General features: G+C 61.4%; 17 protein-coding genes and 1 pseudogene. 7 read left to right on the top strand and 11 right to left on the bottom strand.

Annotation, left to right across the window (positions count from 1 at the left end; translation table 11 throughout):
• Positions 1–19 precede the first annotated feature (19 nt).
• From AACW87_RS12225 to AACW87_RS12215, 3 genes are all read right to left on the bottom strand, one after another.
• Entirely contained in the window at positions 20–787 is a 768-nt protein-coding gene (locus AACW87_RS12225; RefSeq protein WP_241325067.1) for a DODA-type extradiol aromatic ring-opening family dioxygenase, read from the bottom strand.
• Positions 788–1,101: 314 nt separating this feature from the next.
• Entirely contained in the window at positions 1,102–1,572 is a 471-nt protein-coding gene (locus tag AACW87_RS12220; protein ID WP_241325066.1) for an FKBP-type peptidyl-prolyl cis-trans isomerase, read from the bottom strand.
• Positions 1,573–1,711: 139 nt separating this feature from the next.
• Positions 1,712–2,866 carry a Na/Pi cotransporter family protein gene (locus AACW87_RS12215; protein ID WP_241325065.1) on the bottom strand — a complete coding sequence of 385 codons (1,155 nt, stop codon included), beginning with the start codon at positions 2,864–2,866 and terminating at the stop codon, positions 1,712–1,714.
• A gap of 284 nt (positions 2,867–3,150) precedes the next feature.
• On the opposite strand from AACW87_RS12215, the gene AACW87_RS12210 reads away from it, so the two are divergent.
• Positions 3,151–3,531, top strand: a complete 381-nt coding sequence (locus AACW87_RS12210) for a hypothetical protein (RefSeq protein ID WP_043134353.1) — start codon at positions 3,151–3,153, stop codon at positions 3,529–3,531.
• A gap of 104 nt (positions 3,532–3,635) precedes the next feature.
• Here AACW87_RS12210 and AACW87_RS12205 read toward each other — a convergent pair whose 3' ends face one another.
• From AACW87_RS12205 to AACW87_RS12190, 4 genes are all read right to left on the bottom strand, one after another.
• The gene (locus AACW87_RS12205) at positions 3,636–4,988 is read right to left on the bottom strand and encodes an APC family permease (protein WP_098983261.1); all 1,353 of its coding nucleotides are present in this window, start codon (positions 4,986–4,988) and stop codon (positions 3,636–3,638) included.
• 448 nt (positions 4,989–5,436) lie between these two features.
• Entirely contained in the window at positions 5,437–6,762 is a 1,326-nt protein-coding gene (locus AACW87_RS12200; RefSeq protein ID WP_043134347.1) for an APC family permease, read from the bottom strand.
• A gap of 210 nt (positions 6,763–6,972) precedes the next feature.
• A complete protein-coding gene (gabT, locus tag AACW87_RS12195; protein ID WP_241325064.1) occupies positions 6,973–8,265 on the bottom strand; it encodes a 4-aminobutyrate--2-oxoglutarate transaminase in 1,293 nt (430 codons plus the stop codon).
• 179 nt (positions 8,266–8,444) lie between these two features.
• On the bottom strand, positions 8,445–9,908 hold the full coding sequence (locus AACW87_RS12190) for an NAD-dependent succinate-semialdehyde dehydrogenase (protein WP_241325063.1): 1,464 nt from the start codon (positions 9,906–9,908) through the stop codon (positions 8,445–8,447).
• Between the two features lie 322 nt (positions 9,909–10,230).
• Here AACW87_RS12190 and puuR point away from each other — a divergent pair, with 322 nt between their 5' ends.
• Both puuR and AACW87_RS12180 read left to right on the top strand, forming a co-directional pair.
• Positions 10,231–10,830 carry an HTH-type transcriptional regulator PuuR gene (gene puuR, locus AACW87_RS12185; protein WP_043134343.1) on the top strand — a complete coding sequence of 200 codons (600 nt, stop codon included), beginning with the start codon at positions 10,231–10,233 and terminating at the stop codon, positions 10,828–10,830.
• A 50-nt stretch (positions 10,831–10,880) separates the two neighbouring features.
• Complete coding sequence (locus AACW87_RS12180; RefSeq protein WP_241325062.1) at positions 10,881–12,158, top strand: NAD(P)/FAD-dependent oxidoreductase; 1,278 nt, start codon at positions 10,881–10,883, stop codon at positions 12,156–12,158.
• A gap of 110 nt (positions 12,159–12,268) precedes the next feature.
• On the opposite strand, the gene AACW87_RS12175 is transcribed toward AACW87_RS12180, so the two are convergent.
• On the bottom strand, positions 12,269–12,517 hold the full coding sequence (locus AACW87_RS12175) for a DUF3297 family protein (protein ID WP_042034019.1): 249 nt from the start codon (positions 12,515–12,517) through the stop codon (positions 12,269–12,271).
• A gap of 267 nt (positions 12,518–12,784) precedes the next feature.
• Here AACW87_RS12175 and AACW87_RS22625 point away from each other — a divergent pair.
• Both AACW87_RS22625 and AACW87_RS12165 read left to right on the top strand, forming a co-directional pair.
• Positions 12,785–12,927: pseudogene (locus AACW87_RS22625) on the top strand (DUF805 domain-containing protein); the annotation flags it as partial.
• A gap of 93 nt (positions 12,928–13,020) precedes the next feature.
• Positions 13,021–13,407 carry a hypothetical protein gene (locus AACW87_RS12165; RefSeq protein WP_241325061.1) on the top strand — a complete coding sequence of 129 codons (387 nt, stop codon included), beginning with the start codon at positions 13,021–13,023 and terminating at the stop codon, positions 13,405–13,407.
• A 45-nt stretch (positions 13,408–13,452) separates the two neighbouring features.
• Here the strand turns inward: AACW87_RS12165 and AACW87_RS12160 are convergent, their stop codons facing one another.
• Positions 13,453–13,953 (bottom strand): SRPBCC family protein, encoded by a 501-nt coding sequence (locus tag AACW87_RS12160; RefSeq protein ID WP_011706794.1) that lies wholly within the window; start codon positions 13,951–13,953, stop codon positions 13,453–13,455.
• A gap of 186 nt (positions 13,954–14,139) precedes the next feature.
• On the opposite strand from AACW87_RS12160, the gene AACW87_RS12155 reads away from it, so the two are divergent.
• On the top strand, positions 14,140–14,562 hold the full coding sequence (locus AACW87_RS12155; protein WP_241325060.1) for a GNAT family N-acetyltransferase: 423 nt from the start codon (positions 14,140–14,142) through the stop codon (positions 14,560–14,562).
• 402 nt (positions 14,563–14,964) lie between these two features.
• Entirely contained in the window at positions 14,965–15,375 is a 411-nt protein-coding gene (locus AACW87_RS12150) for an H-NS family histone-like protein (protein ID WP_043134332.1), read from the top strand.
• Between the two features lie 591 nt (positions 15,376–15,966).
• Here the strand turns inward: AACW87_RS12150 and AACW87_RS12145 are convergent.
• Together AACW87_RS12145 and AACW87_RS12140 are read right to left on the bottom strand one after the other, a co-directional pair.
• The gene (locus AACW87_RS12145; RefSeq protein ID WP_241325059.1) at positions 15,967–17,073 is read right to left on the bottom strand and encodes a 3-deoxy-7-phosphoheptulonate synthase; all 1,107 of its coding nucleotides are present in this window, start codon (positions 17,071–17,073) and stop codon (positions 15,967–15,969) included.
• Between the two features lie 268 nt (positions 17,074–17,341).
• Positions 17,342–18,148: a siderophore-interacting protein gene (locus AACW87_RS12140; protein ID WP_241325058.1), complete on the bottom strand. Its 807-nt coding sequence runs from the start codon at positions 18,146–18,148 to the stop codon at positions 17,342–17,344.
• Positions 18,149–18,182 lie beyond the last annotated feature (34 nt).

Raw genomic sequence — 18,182 nt, 5'->3', positions numbered from 1 at the left:
CGATTTGATTTGCACGGCGTCAGCCGAAGCGGTAGGAGCCCATGTAGAGGCTGCCGCCATCCCAGCTGTCGTGCAGCTTGAGGGGCTTGTCCTGGCCGGCGGCGCCGAGCGCCACGAACAGCGGGCGCAGGTGATCGTCGTGAGGATGGGATTCCACCGCCCCCGGCGCGCGTGCCCGGTAATCCTCCAGCGCGGGCCTGTCACCCTCGCTCATGGTCTGCTCCAGCCAGTTGACGAAGGCGCTTGCCCAGCCGGGTACGGGCGAGTTTTCCGGCCCGAGCGCCCGCAGGTTGTGGGTGATGGCGCCGGAGGCCAGTATGCCTATCCCCTGCTCGCGCAGGCTCTGCAGCGCCTCGCCCAGTTGCCACAGCTGGCTCGGGCTGAAACTGGCCGGGATGGAGATCTGCACCAGCGGGATCTCGCTGGTCGGATCCATCAGGGAGAGCGGCGACCAGACGCCGTGATCCAGTTCGCGCCGCACCGGCGTGGCCGGCAAGCCCGCCAGCATCAGCTGATCGCCCACCGCCTCCTGTAACCAAGCCGGGCTGTTGGCGGGCCAGCGGATGCTGTAGAGCGGGTCGGGGAAGCCGTAGAAGTCATACATGAGCGCCGGGTTGGGCTCGACGTTGATCTGCAGCTCGGTGCGGCTGAACCAGTGGGCCGAGATTACCACCAGCCCCTTGATATCCCCAAGGCGCAGGGTCTTGAGGAAGTGGGTGGCCGGCTGATCACGCAAGACCAGATCCGGGGCGCCGTGAGAGATGAACCATACAGGGGCGATAGACATGACAAGACTCCATATAAGCTGTGTCGGTACGCACGGCGTACCAGAAACCCGGGTCAGGGCGTGTTGCCACTGACGATGAGCTCATTATCTGCCCAGGATTGATGGTTAACAATCCAGTGTCATGTATAAGCACTGTTCACTATAGGTTGATAGTTGTGGCAAAAACCGGGGGATTGATCCCATAAACGACAAGGCCGGCGCATGGCGCTGGCCTTGTCTGATTATCACGGCATCAGGCTTATTGAATGCCCGGCAGTTCATGAGCGCGGGCACTCAGCGGGCTCTTGCCGATGGCACTGCCACCATGGACCGACTTATTGAATGCCCAGCAATTCCACATCGAAGATCAGCACGGATCCCGGCGGTATCTTGCCGGCGGCACGGTCGCCATAGGCCAGATTGGCGGGGATGTAGAAGCGGGTCTTCTCCCCTTCCACCATCAGCTGTACCCCTTCGGTCCAGCCGGCGATCACCTGATTGAGGCCAAACTCGATGGGCTCGCCACGGGCGACCGAGCTGTCGAAGACGGTGCCGTCCAGCAACTTGCCCTCGTAGTGCACCTTTACCTTGCTGGTGGCGGTGGGGTGAACCGTGCCGCTGCCCGGGGTCAGCATCTCGTACTGCAGGCCGGAGGCCGTGGTGGTCACCAGGGGTTTGTCCTTGTTGCCGGCGAGGAACTCGGCGCCCTTGCGCACATTGTCTTGTGCCAGCTTTTTGTTATTGCTGCTCGAGTAGAAGTAGTAGGCGACACCGGCAACCAGCAGCGCGATCAGAATGAATTTCATCAGTTTTTCCTTAAATGCAATGAAGGCGGCATCTTATCCCAGTCGGGGAGGGAGGGCGAGTCGGGACGCGGGAGGATGTGACGGAACAGACAGACGACGAGGGGGCCAGGAACCGGCCCCCTCGCCTCATGAGGGCGGATTACTTCGCCGCCACCATCATCAGGGCGGGCAGGGCGAAGAAGAGGCCCACCACGTAACCCAGCGCCAGCAGCTTGTTCTCGCTGCCCACCCGGGCCAGCCCCTCGGCGGCCCGGATGGGCAACTCGCGCAGGAAGGGCACGCCATAGATGAGCGCCACGGCGAACAGGTTGAACAGCACGTGCACCAGGGCTATGGTCAGCGCCAGCTTGGCCCCGGCGCCGCTGATGGCGGTGGCCGCCAGCAGGGCCGTGATGGTGGTGCCTATATTGGCGCCCAGGGTGAAGGGGTAGAGCTGACGGGTGCTGAACAGGCCGCTCCCCGCCAGCGGTATCATCAGGCTGGTGGTGGTGGAGGAGGATTGCACCATGACGGTGACCAGGGTGCCGGAGGCGATGCCGGTCAGCGGACCACGGCCCAGCGCCTTGTGCAGCAGATCCCGGGCCCGCCCCACCAGCACCCGTTGCAGCACCTTGCCGAGCCAGGTGACACAGCCGAGGATCAGCAGTATGCCGATGAGGATGGTGGCGATGGCGGGGCCCTTGCCAGGCAGGAAGGCGACCAGGCCGTCGATGAAGGTGAGGGCGGGGGAGATGAGGGGCTTCATGAAATCCATCCCCTGCATCGACATGTCGGCAGAGCCCACCAGCAGGTTGGCCAGGGCTTCGGCGCTCTTTTGCAGCAGGCCGAACATCAGCTCCAGCGGCAGGAAGATGAACACTGCCAGCAGGTTGAAGAAGTCGTGGACTGTGGCGGCGGCGAAGGCGCGACGAAACTCGGCACTGTCCCGGATATGGCCCATGGAGACTATGGTGTTGGTGATGGTGGTGCCCAGGTTCGCCCCCATCACCATGGGGATGGCCATGCCGATGGGCAGGCCGCCCGCCACCAGACCGACGATCACCGAGGTGACAGTGCTGGACGATTGCACCAGCGCCGTGGCCAGTATGCCGAGCAGCAGGGCGACGAAGGGGTTGCTCGCGAAGGCGAAGATCTGGGCCGCGCCCTCGGCGCCGCCGGAGAAGCCCTTGAAGCCGTGGGAGACGGCGCCGACGGCCACCAGGATCAGGTAGATCAGGGTGATGACAGCGAGCCAGTTGAACAGTGGGCCGGGACGACGGGTCTGCTGTTGTGCGAAAGATGGGTTGCTGTGCATGAAGCCTCTTGGGACAGTCTGCGTGAAAATGGACGGGCGCATTAGACCAAGGCTCCATGACAGAAATATGACAAAGTGGCACTTTTATGATGGTTTGATGACATGGCGGCAGGGGGCCGTTCGCGGGGTAACGAGGTGCGTACCGCCGCCCATGGCGGACAACCGCTGTCGGAGCCGGAGCCGATTTCGGCCCGTTTGGGGGCGCGCGGGTCCAGGTGCTTGCGCCCGGGAGTCAGGGTTATATGCTGGCCTCCTTTCCTTCCCTCAACGAGAGTGATGTTGTTATGCGAGCATGGGTACTGTGTCTTTCCCTGGGTCTGCTGTCTGCCGGTGCGCAGGCCAGCGTGTTCAAGTCCGAGTGCAACCTCGACAAGGCCGTCAAGAACGAGGCGCTCAATGCTACCCTGGGGGTCAAGGGCAACTGCGACACCGACAAGCTGGTGCGCCAGCAGAAAGAGAAAGCCAAGGCGGAAGTGAAGAAGAACACCACTGACGTGCTGGACAAGAAGACCGCCGGCCTCAAAGAGGGCAAGAGCGATGTGAAGGCGACCCAGCACAAGGTCAATCAGGCCGGGCAGCAGCTCAAGCAGACCCAGCAGGATGTGAAGGCGGTAGCCAAGGATCCGCTCAAGGCGGCCGCCACCGCCGTGATCAACCAGGGCTGATCCGCCGGCCTGTTGCGGGCATGGCAGGCCGGCGCTGGCTGGGTGCAAAACAAGAAGGGGAGCCATGGCTCCCCTTCTGCTTTCTTGCTGTGTGGCGCGGTCCCTTATTGGGAGTCGGCAGTCTCTTCGTACTGACGGAAGGGAATGCGGAACACGGCGAGGCGCAGGAACAGGTAGGTGACCCCGAGACCCGCCCAGATCAGGCCCAGCTCCAGCGAGCTCTGCTCCAGGTTGATCCAGAGCGCACCGATAGTGGCGGCGCCGAGCAGCGGCAGCAGCAGGTAGAGCAGGTGATCCTTGATGCTCTTGTTGCGCTTCTCGCGGACCCAGAACTGGCCTATGACCGACAGGTTGACGAAGGTGAAGGCCACCAGGGCACCGAAGTTCACCAGCGCCAGCGCGGTATCCAGATCGAACGATACGGCGGAGAGGGCCAGACCGCCCACCATCAGCACGTTGATGGCCGGGGTGCGGTATTTCGGGTGGATATAGCCAAACACCCGCTCCGGGATCATGCGATCGCGCCCCATCACGTAGAGGATGCGGGAGACGCCTGCGTGCGCCGCCATGCCGGAGGCCAGCACGGCGACCGTGGTGCACACCAGCACCACGCTCTGGAAGAAGGCGCCGCCGACGTAGAGGGCGATCTCGGGCAGCACGGCATCGGGCTCCTTGAAACGGGCCAGATCCGGGAAGTAGAGCTGCAGGCAGTAGGAGACCACCACGAAGATGACGCCGCCGATGAGCGCGGTCAGCACTATGGCGCGCGGTATCACCTTGCCGGCGTTCGGGGTCTCTTCACTGAGCGAGCTCAGACCGTCGAAGCCGAGGAAGGAGAAGCAGAGGATGGTGGCACCGGTAAACAGCGGCACCATGCTGGCGGATTCGAAGTGGAACGGCCGGCTGCTCATCAGGGTTGCCGCGCCTTCGCCGTGATAGATGCCCCAGCCCATCAGACCGATGAAGAGGGTGATGATGGCCAGCTGGATCACCACTATCAGGCCATTGAAGTTGGCCACCAGGTTGATGCCGCGCAGGTTGAGGAAGGTCATTACCGTCACCAGACCGAAGATGAAGATCCAGGGATCGACACCCGGGAACATGGCGGTGAGGTAGATCTTGGCCAAGAGAATGTTGATCATCGGCATGAACATGTAGTCGAGCAGGGAAGACCAGCCCACCATGAAACCGACGTAGGGGTTGAACACCTTTTGGGCATAGGTATAGGCAGAGCCCGCAGAGGGGAACTTGCGCACCAGATGGCCATAGCTGAACGCGGTCAGCAGTATGCCGCCGAGCGCCAGCAGATAGGCGGTGGCGACCCGGCCCTCGGTGATGTCACCGACGATGGCGAAGGTATCGAATACGGCCATGGGGGTCAGATAGGCGAGGCCCATCACCACCACCTGCCACATGCTGAGGGTTTTCTTCAGACGAACGGGTTGCTGCTGGCTCATTCAGGCTTCCTCCTTGCACGGACGGCAGGAAGTGGAATGGCTTGAGGCCATGGGACCGGGTTCTCGCGTACTCACAACATCGGTATGCAAACCACAGACGTTGGTCGCGCGGCGACCAAAGCAGGTTCCGGTGGCGACCGGAGACAAAGCAAACAAGAGCCCCATGTTTTTCCTCATTGCGGCATTAGGTTCATCTGAACCTTGATATCATTTCCGGAATGGTTCCGGCCTCGAGTGGTATTGATTTTTTTTCAAAATGAAAATAACCGATGTGGGATCACATCGGTTATGAAAGCGGCGGGATTTTGCCCCAGATGGGGGGGGAAGACAAGCCACTAAGGCCATTCCAGGCAAGAGAATTATCAATGACCTGGTTTATATCAATAAATGGCGTCCGCTCCCGAGTGTGGGAGATGGACGCCAGCCCAGATGTGGCAGGGGTTGCGGCTCAATAGGTCGGCAAGGATACGCGCCAGAAGGTGGTGCGCAAAAACAGATAAATTCCCCCTATGGCAGCCCAGATAAGGCCGAGGATAAGGGAGGTTTGTTCCAGATTGAACCAGAGAACCGCGACAGTCCCTGCCCCGCACAGGGGCAGCACCAGATATTGCAGGTGATCCCTGAGGGTCTTGTTGCGCCCCTGACGCACGTAATAGCAGGCGATCACCGACAGATTGACCACGGTAAAGGCCACCAGGGCGCCGAAGTTGATCAGGGCCAGGGCGATTTCCAGATCGAAGCTGATGGCCGACAGCGCCAGCAGGCCCACCAGCAATATGTTGAACACCGGGGTCTGCCACTTGGGGTGTATGTAGCCGAAGGTGCGCTGGGGCAGCACCTTGTCCCGCCCCATTACATAGAGGATGCGGGATACCCCGGCGTGGGAGGAGAGCCCGGAGGCCAGCACGGCCACGCAGGCGCACACCAGCACCACGCTCTGGAACAGCTTGCCGCCCACGTAGAGGGCTATCTCGGGCAGCACGGCATCCGGCTCCTTGAAGCGGGAGGCATCCGGGAAGTAGAGCTGCAGGGCATAGGCCACCACCACGAAGATGAGGCCCCCCAGCAGCGCGGTCAGGAAGATGGCCTTGGGGATCACCTTGCCCGCCTCCGGCGTCTCTTCGCACAGGGCGCTCAGACTGTCAAAACCCAGGAAGGAGAAACAGAGGATGGTGGCGCCGGTCAGCAGCGGCAGCACCTCGGCGTTGGCGCTGTAGACGGGTTGCAGGCTGACGGCACCGACCCCTTCACCCTGGGCTATGCCATAGCCAATCAGGGCCAGGAACACCACTATGATGGCGATCTGGATCAGGATTATGATGCCGTTGAGGTTGGCCACCAGATCGATGCCGCGCAGGTTGATGAGGGTCATCAGGGCCGTCATGGCGCAGATGAAGATCCAGGGCTCGACGCCGGGGAAGAGGGCGCTTAGATAGATCTTGGCCAGCAGCATGTTGATCATCGGCAGGAAGACATAGTCCAGCAGGGACGACCAGCCCACCATGAAGCCCACCACGGGGGAGAACTCCTTCTGGGCATAGGTGTAGGCCGAGCCCGCCGAGGGGTAGTGACGCACCATCTGGCTGTAGCTGGTGGCGGTAAAGAGCACGCCGACCAGGGCCAGCAGGTAGGCGGTGGTGACATGACCGTGGGTGATGTCGGTGACGATGCCGAAGGTATCGAACACCACCATGGGGGTCATGTAGGCCAATCCCATCACCACCACTTGCCACAGGGTGAGGGTTTGCTTCAATCGAGCCGGGCGTGGAGCCATTGGCCTATCTCCTTGAATTCGGTGCAGGTTTCCCGCGCAGCGGGCAGGCGCAGGATCCGTGACAGGGGGGCCTCGGCCTTGGAGGGAGCCAAGCGCTCCTGTCATCATTTTTTGGGGCGGCGATGATACCGTATGAGCAGGCCGTCCGCGATGGGCGGCCTGCGGTTATCTGACGGTATTTTTCGCACCGACTGGCAAAACGGCGCGGATCTAGCCTTGACTGGCGGCCGTGAGTGCCTGCTCCAGCAGACCCAGCCCTTCCTCGATCAAGGCCGGGGAGGCGGTGAGGGGCGCCAGGAAGCGGATGACGTTGGCCCGCACGCCGCAGGAGAGCAGCACCAGCCCGCGCTTGCCCGCCTCGGCCACCAGCCGTTTGGTGAGATCCGGATCGGGTTGGCCGGCATTGCGACCCTTGACCAGCTCCATGGCTACCATGGCGCCGGGGCCGCGGATGTCGCCGATGCAGTCGAAGCGTTCCGCCAGCTGGTGCAGGCGGGCCTTGATCTGCTCACCCTGGGTCAGGGCTTGCTGGTTGAGTCGCTCCTCCTCGATCACCTCCAGCACCGCCAGGGCGGCGGCGCAGGCGATGGGCGAGCCCGCATAGGTGCCCCCCAGACCGCCCGGCTTGGCGGCGTTCATGATGGCTGCCTTGCCCACCACGGCAGACAGTGGGAAGCCGCCGGCCAGGCTCTTGGCGAGTGTAATGATGTCCGGCTCTATGCCGCTGTACTCGGTGGCAAAGGTCTTGCCGGTGCGACAGAAACCGCTCTGGATCTCGTCGCAGATGAGCACTATGCCGTGCTGATCGCACAGCTTGCGCAGGCTTTGCATGAAGCTTGGGGAGGCGGCATAGAAGCCACCCTCACCCTGCACGGGTTCGAGAATGATGGCCGCGACCCGGGCCGGCTCTATGTCCGAGCTGAAGCAGAGATCCAGCGCGGCCAGGGCGTCGGCCTCGCTCACCCCCAGGTAGTCGCTCGGGAAGGGCAGGTGATAGACCTCCCCCGGGAAGGGGCCGAAGCCGGTCTTGTAGGGCACTACCTTGCCGGTCAGCGCCATGCCCATCATGGTGCGGCCGTGAAAGCCCCCCTTGAAGGCGATGGTGCCGCTGCGACCCGTGTGGGCGCGGGCTATCTTGATGGCGTTTTCCACCGCCTCGGCACCGGTGGAGAGAAACAGGGTGCGCTTGGGGGTGGAGCCGGGTACCAGGGCGTTGAGCTTCTCGGCAAGCTCGATATAGCCGGGGTAGGGGGTGACCTGGAAGCAGGTGTGGCTGAATTTTTCGAGCTGTTCACGCACCGCCGCCACCACTTTCGGGTGGTTGTGGCCTGTGTTGAGCACGGCGATGCCGGAGGCAAAGTCGATGTAGCGGTTGCCCTCCACATCCCACAGCTCGGCGTTCTTCGCCCGCTCGATAAACACCGGCAGCAGGGTGCCGACGCCGTTGACCACGGCGGCTTCACGGCGGGCTTGCCAGGCCTGGTTGTTGTTTGCATGACTCATGTTTTCCTCCATGAGGGGCCAGGGGCCCCTGTCTCAATGATGGCGAGCCTCCCCGGCGGGGAGCACTCACTTCGTCCTTGTCTTGCTGTCTGTCTGCGCTGGCACTATCCCGCCCTGCAGGGCGGGCCCGGTTTGCTCTCCCCCTCGGGGAGACCGGGAGGGCCGGTATAAAACCGCCCCTAGCGAATGCCGCCAAAGCAGAGGTATTTGGTTTCGAGGTACTCCTCCAGCCCCTCGGCCGCCCCTTCACGACCCAGACCCGACTCCTTGATGCCGCCAAAGGGGGCCAGTTCGGTGGAGATGATCCCCTCGTTGATGCCCACCATGCCGTATTCCAGCTGCTCGGCCACCCGCCATACCCGGGCGATGTCGCGGCCATAGAAGTAGGCGGCGAGACCATAGGGGGTGTCGTTGGCGATGGCGATGGCCTCGGCTTCGGTCTCGAAACGCACCAGCGGGGCGACCGGGCCGAAGATCTCCTCCTGCAAAATGGGGTTGCGCTTGTCGACCTTGCCCAAAATGGTGGGCTGGTAGAAGAGCGGGCCGGCGGGATGGGCCTCGCCCCCCAGCAGCAGCTCGGCTCCGGCGGCGGTCGCCTGCCTGACCAGCTCGGCCACCTTGCTGGCGGCGGCCGGGTTGATCAGCGGGCCAATCTGGGTGCCCTCGCTCATGCCGTCCCCCACCTTGAAGGCCTTGACCGCGGCGGTGAGCTTCTCGGCGAAGGCGTCGTAGACACCGGCCTGCACCAGGATGCGGTTGGCGCAGACGCAGGTCTGGCCGGCGTTGCGGTACTTGGAGGCGAGCGCCCCGGCGATGGCGGCATCGAGATCGGCGTCGTCAAACACTATGAAGGGGGCGTTGCCACCCAGCTCCAGCGACAGCTTCTTCATGGTATCGGCACACTGGCGCATCAACAGCTTGCCGATGCGGGTGGAGCCGGTAAAGGAGAGCTTGCGCACCGTCTTGTTGTTGCACATCTCGTTGCCCACCGCGGCCGCCTGATGGCTGGTCACTATGTTGATGACCCCGGCAGGGATGCCCGCCTGCTCCGCCAGTGCCGCCAGCGCCAGCGCACACAGCGGTGTCTCGGCGGCAGGCTTGATGACTATGGTGCAACCGGCGGCCAGCGCCGGGCCCGCCTTGCGGGTGATCATGGCGATGGGGAAGTTCCAGGGGGTGATGGCGGCGACCACGCCCACCGGCTGCTTGATGGTGGCCAGACGCCGGTCGCTGGAGAAACCCGGAATGGTGCGGCCATAGGCGCGCTTGCCCTCTTCCGCGAACCACTGGATGAAGCTGGCGCCATAGGCCACTTCCCCCTTGGCCTCGGCCAGCGGCTTGCCCTGCTCGCAGGTCATGATGCGGGCCAGCTCATCCTGGTTGGCCAGGATGAGCTCGAACCAGGCGTAGAGTTTGTTGCTGCGCTCCTTGGCGGTGAGCGCCGCCCAGGCCGGTTGGGCCGCGTGGGCGGCCTCGATGGCGCGGCGGGTGTCTGCCTCGTCCATGTCGGGCACCTGGGTGATGACCTGACCGGTGGCCGGGTTGTGCACCTCGAAGTGCTGCCCGCCATGGGCCTCGCACCAGCGGCCACCTATATAGGCAAGGGATTTGATCAAGGAGAGAGCAGGTTGTGATGCTGACATGAGAAGCCTCGATTGTGGGTCAGGGTGGTCACGTCATCCCGTGCTGCCACCGTATAGAATAATAAGCACAGGAAGACCATAAATTGAGCTGAAATGTTTTTCAAGTGTTAAATATATTTGAGTAAACTGGGCTGCACATGCTAGAAATGGAGCTGTCAGGGCGATTTTACCGGTTTTTGTGGTGCTGGGTGTGCAAAATAATGAACGGCGTGCGCCGTGCAGGATAACGAACACACCCGACAGATTGACCCGTTATTTTAACCGGATGCCATCGAACAGATCGGCCGCCACACATGTTCGCAGGCACACAAGGAGGTGGGCGATGCAGCAACCACAAGGAGAGGCAAGGTGGCAGACCATGACGGATAACCCGTTGATGGGCAAGAGCATGGGGGAGCGCCTCGCCGCCACCCGCCGTCGTCTCGGGCTCTCCCAGCGGCGAGTCGCCGAGCTGAGCGGGCTGACCCATGGCGCCATCTGCATGATAGAGCAGGACAAGGTGAGCCCGTCGGTGGCCTCCCTGCAAAAATTGCTCAACGTCTATGAGCTGCCGCTGTCGCGTTTCTTCGCCGAGGAGGAGGGACGCACGCCGAGCGTGGTGATCAAGGCCGATCAGCTGATCGAGCTGGGCAGTCAGGGGGTCTCCATGAAGCTGGTACACAACGGCAACAACCGTCGCCAGCTCGGCTTCATGCTGGAGACCTATGCCCCCGGCACCGACACCGGCGGTCAGGTCAAGCATCTGGGGGAGGAGGTCGGAACCGTGCTGGAAGGGGCCGTGACCCTGACGGTAGCCGGCCAGGCCTATCAACTCAGTGCCGGGGACAGCTACGTGATCGACACGGGCGAGCCCCACAGCTTCAGCAATCCGTCGGGGCAGGTCTGCCGCATCGTCAGCGCCCATACCCCGGCCAACTTCTAGTGTTGAGACTATGTCTCGTTTGGGAAAAGAACCGGTAAGGAAACAGGATCATGACCGAGCATGTAAACAGTTACTACGCAGCCAGTGCCAACAAACACGCGCCCTATCCGACCCTGACCGAGCAGCTTGAGTGCGATGTCTGCGTCATAGGCGCGGGCTACACCGGCCTCTCCAGCGCGCTGCATCTGGTGGAAAAGGGCTATTCGGTGGTGGTGCTGGAGGCGGCCCGGGTGGGCTTTGGCGCCAGCGGTCGCAACGGCGGCCAGATAGTCAACTCCTACAGCCGCGACATCGACACCATAGAAGCGAACTGCCCGCCGGATCAGGCCAGGCTGCTCGGCTCCATGTTGTTTGAGGGGGGCCAGATCATTCGCGATCGCATCCAGCGCTACAACATCCAGTGCGACCTGCAGGAGGGCGGGGTCTTTGCCGCCGAGACGGAGCGCCAGCTGCATGAGCTCAAGGCCCAGCAGGCCCGTTGGCAGAAGTGGGGCAACGACAAGCTGGAGCTGCTGGACGGGGACGGGATCCGCGAGGTGATAGCGAGTGATCGCTACGTCGGCGGCCTGCTCGACAAGAGCGGCGGTCATATTCACCCCCTCAACCTGGCGCTGGGGGAGGCGGAGGCCATCCGCATGCAGGGCGGCAGGATCTTCGAGCAATCCGCTGTCACCAGCATCACCCCGGGCCAGCCCGCTCTGGTCAAGACCGCCAAGGGGGCGGTGAAGGCGCGCTTCGTGGTGGTGGCCGGCAACGCCTATCTTGGCAACCTGGTGCCCGAGCTCGCCGGCAAGAGCATGCCCTGCGGCACTCAGGTGGTCGCCACCGAGGTGCTGGGGGAGGAGCGGGCCCGTTCCCTCCTGCCGCAAAACTACTGCCTGGAAGATTGCAACTACCTGCTCGACTACTACCGCACCTCGGGCGATCACCGGCTGATCTACGGCGGCGGCGTTGTCTATGGCGCGCGGGATCCGGCGGATATCGAGCGGCTGATCATCCCCAAGATGCTGAAAACCTTCCCGCAGCTGGCGGACGTCAAGGTGGAGTACACCTGGACCGGCAACTTCCTGCTGACCCTGTCGCGTCTGCCGCAGTTTGGCCGCATCGGCCCCAACATCTATTACATGCAGGGTTACAGCGGCCACGGCGTCACCTGTACCCATCTGGCGGGCAAGCTGCTCTCCGAGGTATTGAGCGGTCAGGCTGAGCGCTTCGATGCCTTCGCCAAGCTGCCGCACTACCCCTTCCCCGGCGGCCGCCTGTTCCGCATCCCCTTCACCGCCGCCGGCGCCGCCTGGTATACCCTGCGCGACCGCTTGGGGGTGTAAGCGCCGCCGATTCTGCCGCAACTTATTGGTGTGGGCAGAAGCCAGAAACGACAAGGCCACCGGACGGTGGCCTTGTTTTTTACCCTGTTGGCGACAGGCGCCTGACTCACTTAGAGATAAAAGGCTTCAACGGTGCCTTTCAGGGTGATCAGAATGGGCTGACCGCGACGATCCAGCGCCTTGGGGGAGGGGATTTTTACCCAGCCTTCGCTGATGCAATACTCTTCGACGTTGGTGCGCTCTTTGCCATTGAGTCGAATACCAATCTGGTGTTCGAAACAGGCGGCGACATGGTGCGGGCTGCGCGGGTTGCCTGCAAGGCGATCCGGCAGGGCCGGCTTGGTGTTGGTATCGCTCATCAATATGACCTGAAATGGATAAAAAGTGCGTCATTGTAGAGAATGCCGCCATGGCATTCAAGGTGGCACAAAACGTGTGCAACCATCCCCTCTTCCATGCTGGATGAAGCTGATCCCATATATTAATGGACGATGAGGTCGCTCTCTTCTGTTACCGCCAAGTCGCAGGCATGCCGGCTTTTTCTCATATCAATATATCCAGTTTTGCCACGATTTCGTCGGCGCGATCTTGCGTCAATAATGAGTCCGAACTGGGTGCCCGGCAATCTGGTTCGCCGGCTGCACGATATTGATCGCTCGGGATGGTGGGGATGGATCTTTTTTGTCCCTGGCGTGGGCCCTTTGTGTTGATCTATTTGCTTGCTCGGCAAGCTTGTTCAGGCCACCTATCCGTGAGGGAGGCATCATGAAACATTGCCTCTTGTTGCTCATGCTGATAAGTCCGGTCAGCACTCGCTGACGCCGTCAATATTCATCCATTCCCCAAGGGGACGCAGGGTATATTGTCGGTAGAGCGTCTGACCCAGGGGAAACTGTTGTGGTTGCAGGGCCGGGTTGGTGAGGGAAGCTATACCCGTGTTGATGGCGAAGGGCGTCACTGTACCATCAAGGTGCCGGTTGCAGTGGGTCGTGTTGCAAATACCGGGTTGGGGATAGACGCTGTGGAGGGACTGTCAATCATTGTGATGAATAAACAGTTAAGCGAAGCCTTAATCAAGGGGGAGCGCATTAATAGCAACGAATGGCAGTTTGTTGCGCTGACGGAACGTCGCGCCGCAGATGGTTACATAGTAAAAGGCATAGCGGCAGATGAAGGATTCGTGCTCAATTCAAAACGGCGCTGGATTTCCTGGCTATTGGATGAGGCGCCCATGCTGCATTGCCAGTAACCCCATTGAAAAACACCGCCTGTGGGCGGTGTTTTTCAATGGGCCTTATTGGGCCAGGGATTTCAGTTGCTGCTTGTCCGGCGGGTTATTCCAGTCGATGGGGCCGTGGGTGAAGCGGTACTGCAGGCGCGGCAGGCTGGTCTCCAGCCACTCTTCCCGAAAATAGGCATAGCCCTGATCCCAGTCAGGATCGTTCGCCCAGCCAGTTTGCAGGAAGTAGAGCCGGGTGCCCTGACCTTCCGGCACGAACCGCAGGCTGACCTGGGTCTTTTGCAGGCGAATGTGGGGCAGGGAGGGCGGGAAATTCCAGCTGAAGCTGAGCAGGTCGTGGGGCATGACGGCCATCACCCGGCAGCCTTCGCTGCCACGTTCACCCAGTGGGGCATCGGGTCTGAAATAGATTTCGAACGGACCATTCGGTTCGGGCACCATCAGACATTCCGGCGCCAGGAAGCTGCGCAGGCCGCTCTCGGTTGTCCAGGCGCGCCAGACATCGTCGATATGGGCCGGAACAAAGATGTTACCTTCTATCTGCTTGTTATCCATAAATCAGCGAGCCTCAAACCATCCATACATGGGACTCAGGCAGTATAGCCCCACGGGCGATAAAATGGACAGAGGTGTGTCACATCCGTGCCATCCATCGGCCAGTCATACTGGCCTGGCAATTTGACATGATGTGGCGATCCATCGACAGTGGTGCTAGGTGATCATAGTGACGAGGAAGGCTTGATGATCAGAGTCATGCGAGAGACAGACACTCCCTACTTGGCGCAGTTGTTTCTGAAAGGGCGGCGTCAGACCTTTCACTGGGTCGATCCTTCCCACTTTCGGCTGGAGGATTTCGACGAACAGACCCGGGGTGAGCAGATCTGGGTGGCCGAACGGGGCGGTGCCCCCTGCGGGTTTGTCTCCATCTGGGGGGATGAGAGCTTCGTGCATCATCTCTATGTGTCGGCCGACTGGCATGGTCAGGGGCTGGGGCGAGCCCTGCTTGCCCAGGGATTGGCGGCGTTCCAGAAACCGGCCTCGCTCAAGGTGGCGACCCATAATACGGCTGCCCTGGCCTTCTACCATCGCCTGGGCTGGCAGAACACGGAGGAAACGGGTCACTGCGAGATCACCGGCCCCTGGCGTCGACTCAGCCTCGAATAGTGCTCGTCAGCGGCAGGTAAAAATGAGGATGACGAATGTCAGGGGCCATGGGCCCCTGACGACAATATATAGCGCCAATCGTCTACCTTGAGTCTCGTGTGGGTGGCATGGGTTTTAACAGCCGTGGCCAATTGTAAAAATAGCTGACGCAAGTGTGATGAGAAATATACCTGGGCGGTTCATGCCTATTTGCCAGGCCGGTATGGAGGAATTGTGCCGAGCGTGATCAGCTGGCCTTGCGCAATGACCAATGGGTGAATAAAGTTGCTGACATATTCAGCCAATAGTTTTTGTTAAGAAAGTGACAGCAGCTATAAAATCATTATGTTGTTATCAGACAGGCATGCTATTCTCAAGCTGTGTTATCCCTGTGACAAACAAAAATAATTCTGTGAGGAAGTAATGAACGAGTTTCTGAAAGTTCTGCTGAACATTCGCAGCCTGCGCGCTGCCATCCGTGAATTGCCGTTTGAACAGCTGCAAGAAGCAAAAGAAAAGTTTGAGCTGGTATATAACGAGCGTGCCGAGTCCGTTGAACAAGAGCGTGCCGAACAGGAAGAGCGTCAGCGCAAGCTGAGCGAGTTCACTGAAATGCTGCAGCAAGCCGGTATCGACCCGCGCGAGCTGATCAACAGCGCCGCTGCTCCGGCTGCCGCTGCTGGCGCGACCAAGAGCAAGCGTGCTCCGCGTCCTGCCAAGTACAAGTACCAGGAAGACGGCCAGGAGAAGACCTGGACCGGTCAGGGCCGTATGCCGAAAGCCATTGCCGAGCAAGTTGCGCTGGGCAAGGATCTGAATGATTTCCTGATCTGATCCATTGGATCTGTCATGAATAATGCCGCCCGCGAGGCGGCATTATTATTTGTGCTCACCGAAACTCTCTCCTGTCAATTCCCCACTCATTTTGTACCACCCCGTTTGTCGTCGTATGACGCATCGGTTCAGTCCATGTGTTTGCCTCCTTTATTGGCCGATTAATTGTGATCCGTCTGCATCTGAGTGGTGATGTTGCGCTCTATTTTATTGCAGCGTGCTTGTCGACCACTCGTGAGAGTCAATCTGTTGGACTCATATAGCCCGGTGCATATTCTTCTCTGTCATTCCCCAGAAAATTAGGGGGCATTAAGCTGCCCGCAAGCAAGCCGCGCTTCTTTTTTACTCATTGGGGTTGTCTGTGCCATTAAGCCAGCTGTTTTTCAGTTTTATCTGGCGCAGCATAATGGGGCGCCGCTATACCGTTGTTTATCATGGTGGGGGATATTTTCTTTATCCGCTGCGGACCCGTATATCCAGAATGTTCAACCTGAACGGATCACCCGGGTCGTGCGGGCGTGGCGAGGGGGCTGCATTGCAAGGGGGAGATACAGGGGAAATCAGGCTCCCGCGGGGGGAGCCTTCCCGGGTTCAACTGGCCAGCTGGGTATTCCAGAGCGCCTTGCCAGGCTGGACCTTGACGCTGTGCTGGCGGCGGGCCTCCACGGCATCGGCCAGCATGGCGAGCAGGGTCAGGGTATCGTCCCAGCACAGGCAGGCGTCGGTGACCGATTGGCCGTAGGCGAGTTGGTTCAAGGGCGCAGGCTTCTGGCTGCCCCCTTGCAGGAAGCTCTCGACCATGACGGCGGCGATGGCGTCGCTGCCTTCTCCCAGTTGACGACAGAGCTCCCCTGCCACCCGGATCTGGTTCTTGTGCAGCTTCTGGCTGTTGCCGTGGCTGCAGTCCACCATCAGGCGGTGGCTGAGCCCCTGCCGCGTCAGTCGTTCGGCGGCATCCTCCACGTCGCCCTGGTGGTAATTGGGGCGCGTACCACCGCGCAATATGATGTGGCCGGCCGGGTTGCCTTCGCTCTTGATCACCACAATGCCGCCCTGACTGCCCGGCGCGGTGAACAGGTGGGAGGCTTCACTGGCCTGGATGGCATCGATGGCCACCCGGATATTGCCGTCCGTGCCGTTCTTGAAGCCGACGGGGCAGGGCAGGGCCGAGGCCAGCTGTCGGTGTACCTGGGACTCGGTGGTACGGGCGCCTATCGCCCCCCAGCTGATGAGATCGGCCAGATAGAGGAAGCTGGTGGTATCGAGAAACTCGGTGGCGGTGGCCAGCCCCAGCCGGTTGATGTCGAGCAGCAGCTGGCGCGCCAGCCGCAGGCCATGGCCTATGTCGTTGCTGCCATCCAGATGGGGGTCGAACACCAGTCCCTTCCAGCCGACCGTGGTGCGGGGCTTCTCGAAGTAGGTGCGCATCACTATCTGCAACCTGTCTTGATAGGTGTCGGCAAGTCGCGCCAGCCGCTGGGCGTAATCGAGGGCGGCGAGCGGATCATGGATGGAGCAGGGGCCTATCACCACCAGCAGACGATCGTCCTCTCCTGTCAGGATCTGGCGAGCCTGCTGGCGATGGTGCGCGATCAGCGCCGTGGTCGGGGCGGGACAGGGATGAAGTGCCAACAGGTCGGCAGGAGTGGGGAGAGCCTCCACCGCGAAGGCGCGCATTACCGAGTTCAAAACTGCCATCTGGATTACCTTGCTGTGCAAACGGGAGTGAATGACGTGCGCGCCACGCCCGACCCCTGAGGTCATGGCGAGGGTGCTGCAATGGGGCATCATCACTGTTTATTGTTGAGAGTGATTATCATTATCTTGTTGTCTGTCTCAAATGCAAGCACAACCGAGCGGATCACCAGAATGGGGGGAGAGGGGTAAAAACGGGGGAGGGCAGATAGCCATCAAGCCCATGACCGGCAGGCCATGAGCTTGATAATGGGAGGAAAAATGTGGGGGATCAGCTGTCCATCACGTCGTGACGGGCGTGGTGATAGGCCTCTTCATCCTTGCCTTGACGCCAGTAGGGCACGGCGTAGACGCGTGTGCGATCCACCTCCAGGGTGCGCCTGACGTGGCGGCGCAAGGGCACTACCAGCCCCTCTTCGCCGCCGAACCAGAAGTAGCTCGCCTGTTCCTGCATCGGCAGGGCGGTGAAATAGGCCACCAGCGGTTCTGTCTGTTCGGGGGGGCCGATAAACCAGCGCAGGCTGACGCCGGCCGGCAGCGACAGATCCTGCACATCTTCCTGATAGGGCACCAGCAGGGCGATATGGCCCTGGGCGTCGGCGGGCATCACCTCCGCCATGGCGCTGATGGCGGGCAGGGAAGTGAGATCCCCCGCCATGTAGTAATGCAGGGCGGGTTGCAGCATGGGATCCGGGCCGCCCGGGCCCGAGATGGCCAGCAGATCGCCGGGCTGGGCCTCAAGGGCAAAGCGGCTGGCGGGGCCGGCATCGCCGTGCAGGGCGAAGTCGATGTCCAGCTCCAGCGCCTCGCGGCGAAACGCCCGTATGGTGAAGGTGCGCATGATGGGGCGCTGGCTCGGGTCTTCCCAGCGCGGCCCTTGCGGGGTGGGCGTGGGCAGCACGGTATGGGCCTGGCCTGGCTGGGGCAGCATGATCTTGATATGGGCGCCGCCGCAGGTGAAGGGGTAGTCAGCGAGTTCCGGGCTGGTCAGGCAGACTCGGCGCAGGTGCGGGCTCACATCCCGGATGTGTTTGACCGTGAGCAGACGAGGACGATTGACCGGGGCGGGCTGAGACATATGGATACTCCTGACTGATAATGGCGCCCATTTT

The organism is Aeromonas sp. MR7, assembly GCF_963899385.1.
GTDB classification, from domain to species: Bacteria; Pseudomonadota; Gammaproteobacteria; order Enterobacterales; family Aeromonadaceae; genus Aeromonas; species Aeromonas bestiarum.
This window is presented reverse-complemented; position numbering and strand designations above follow the sequence as displayed.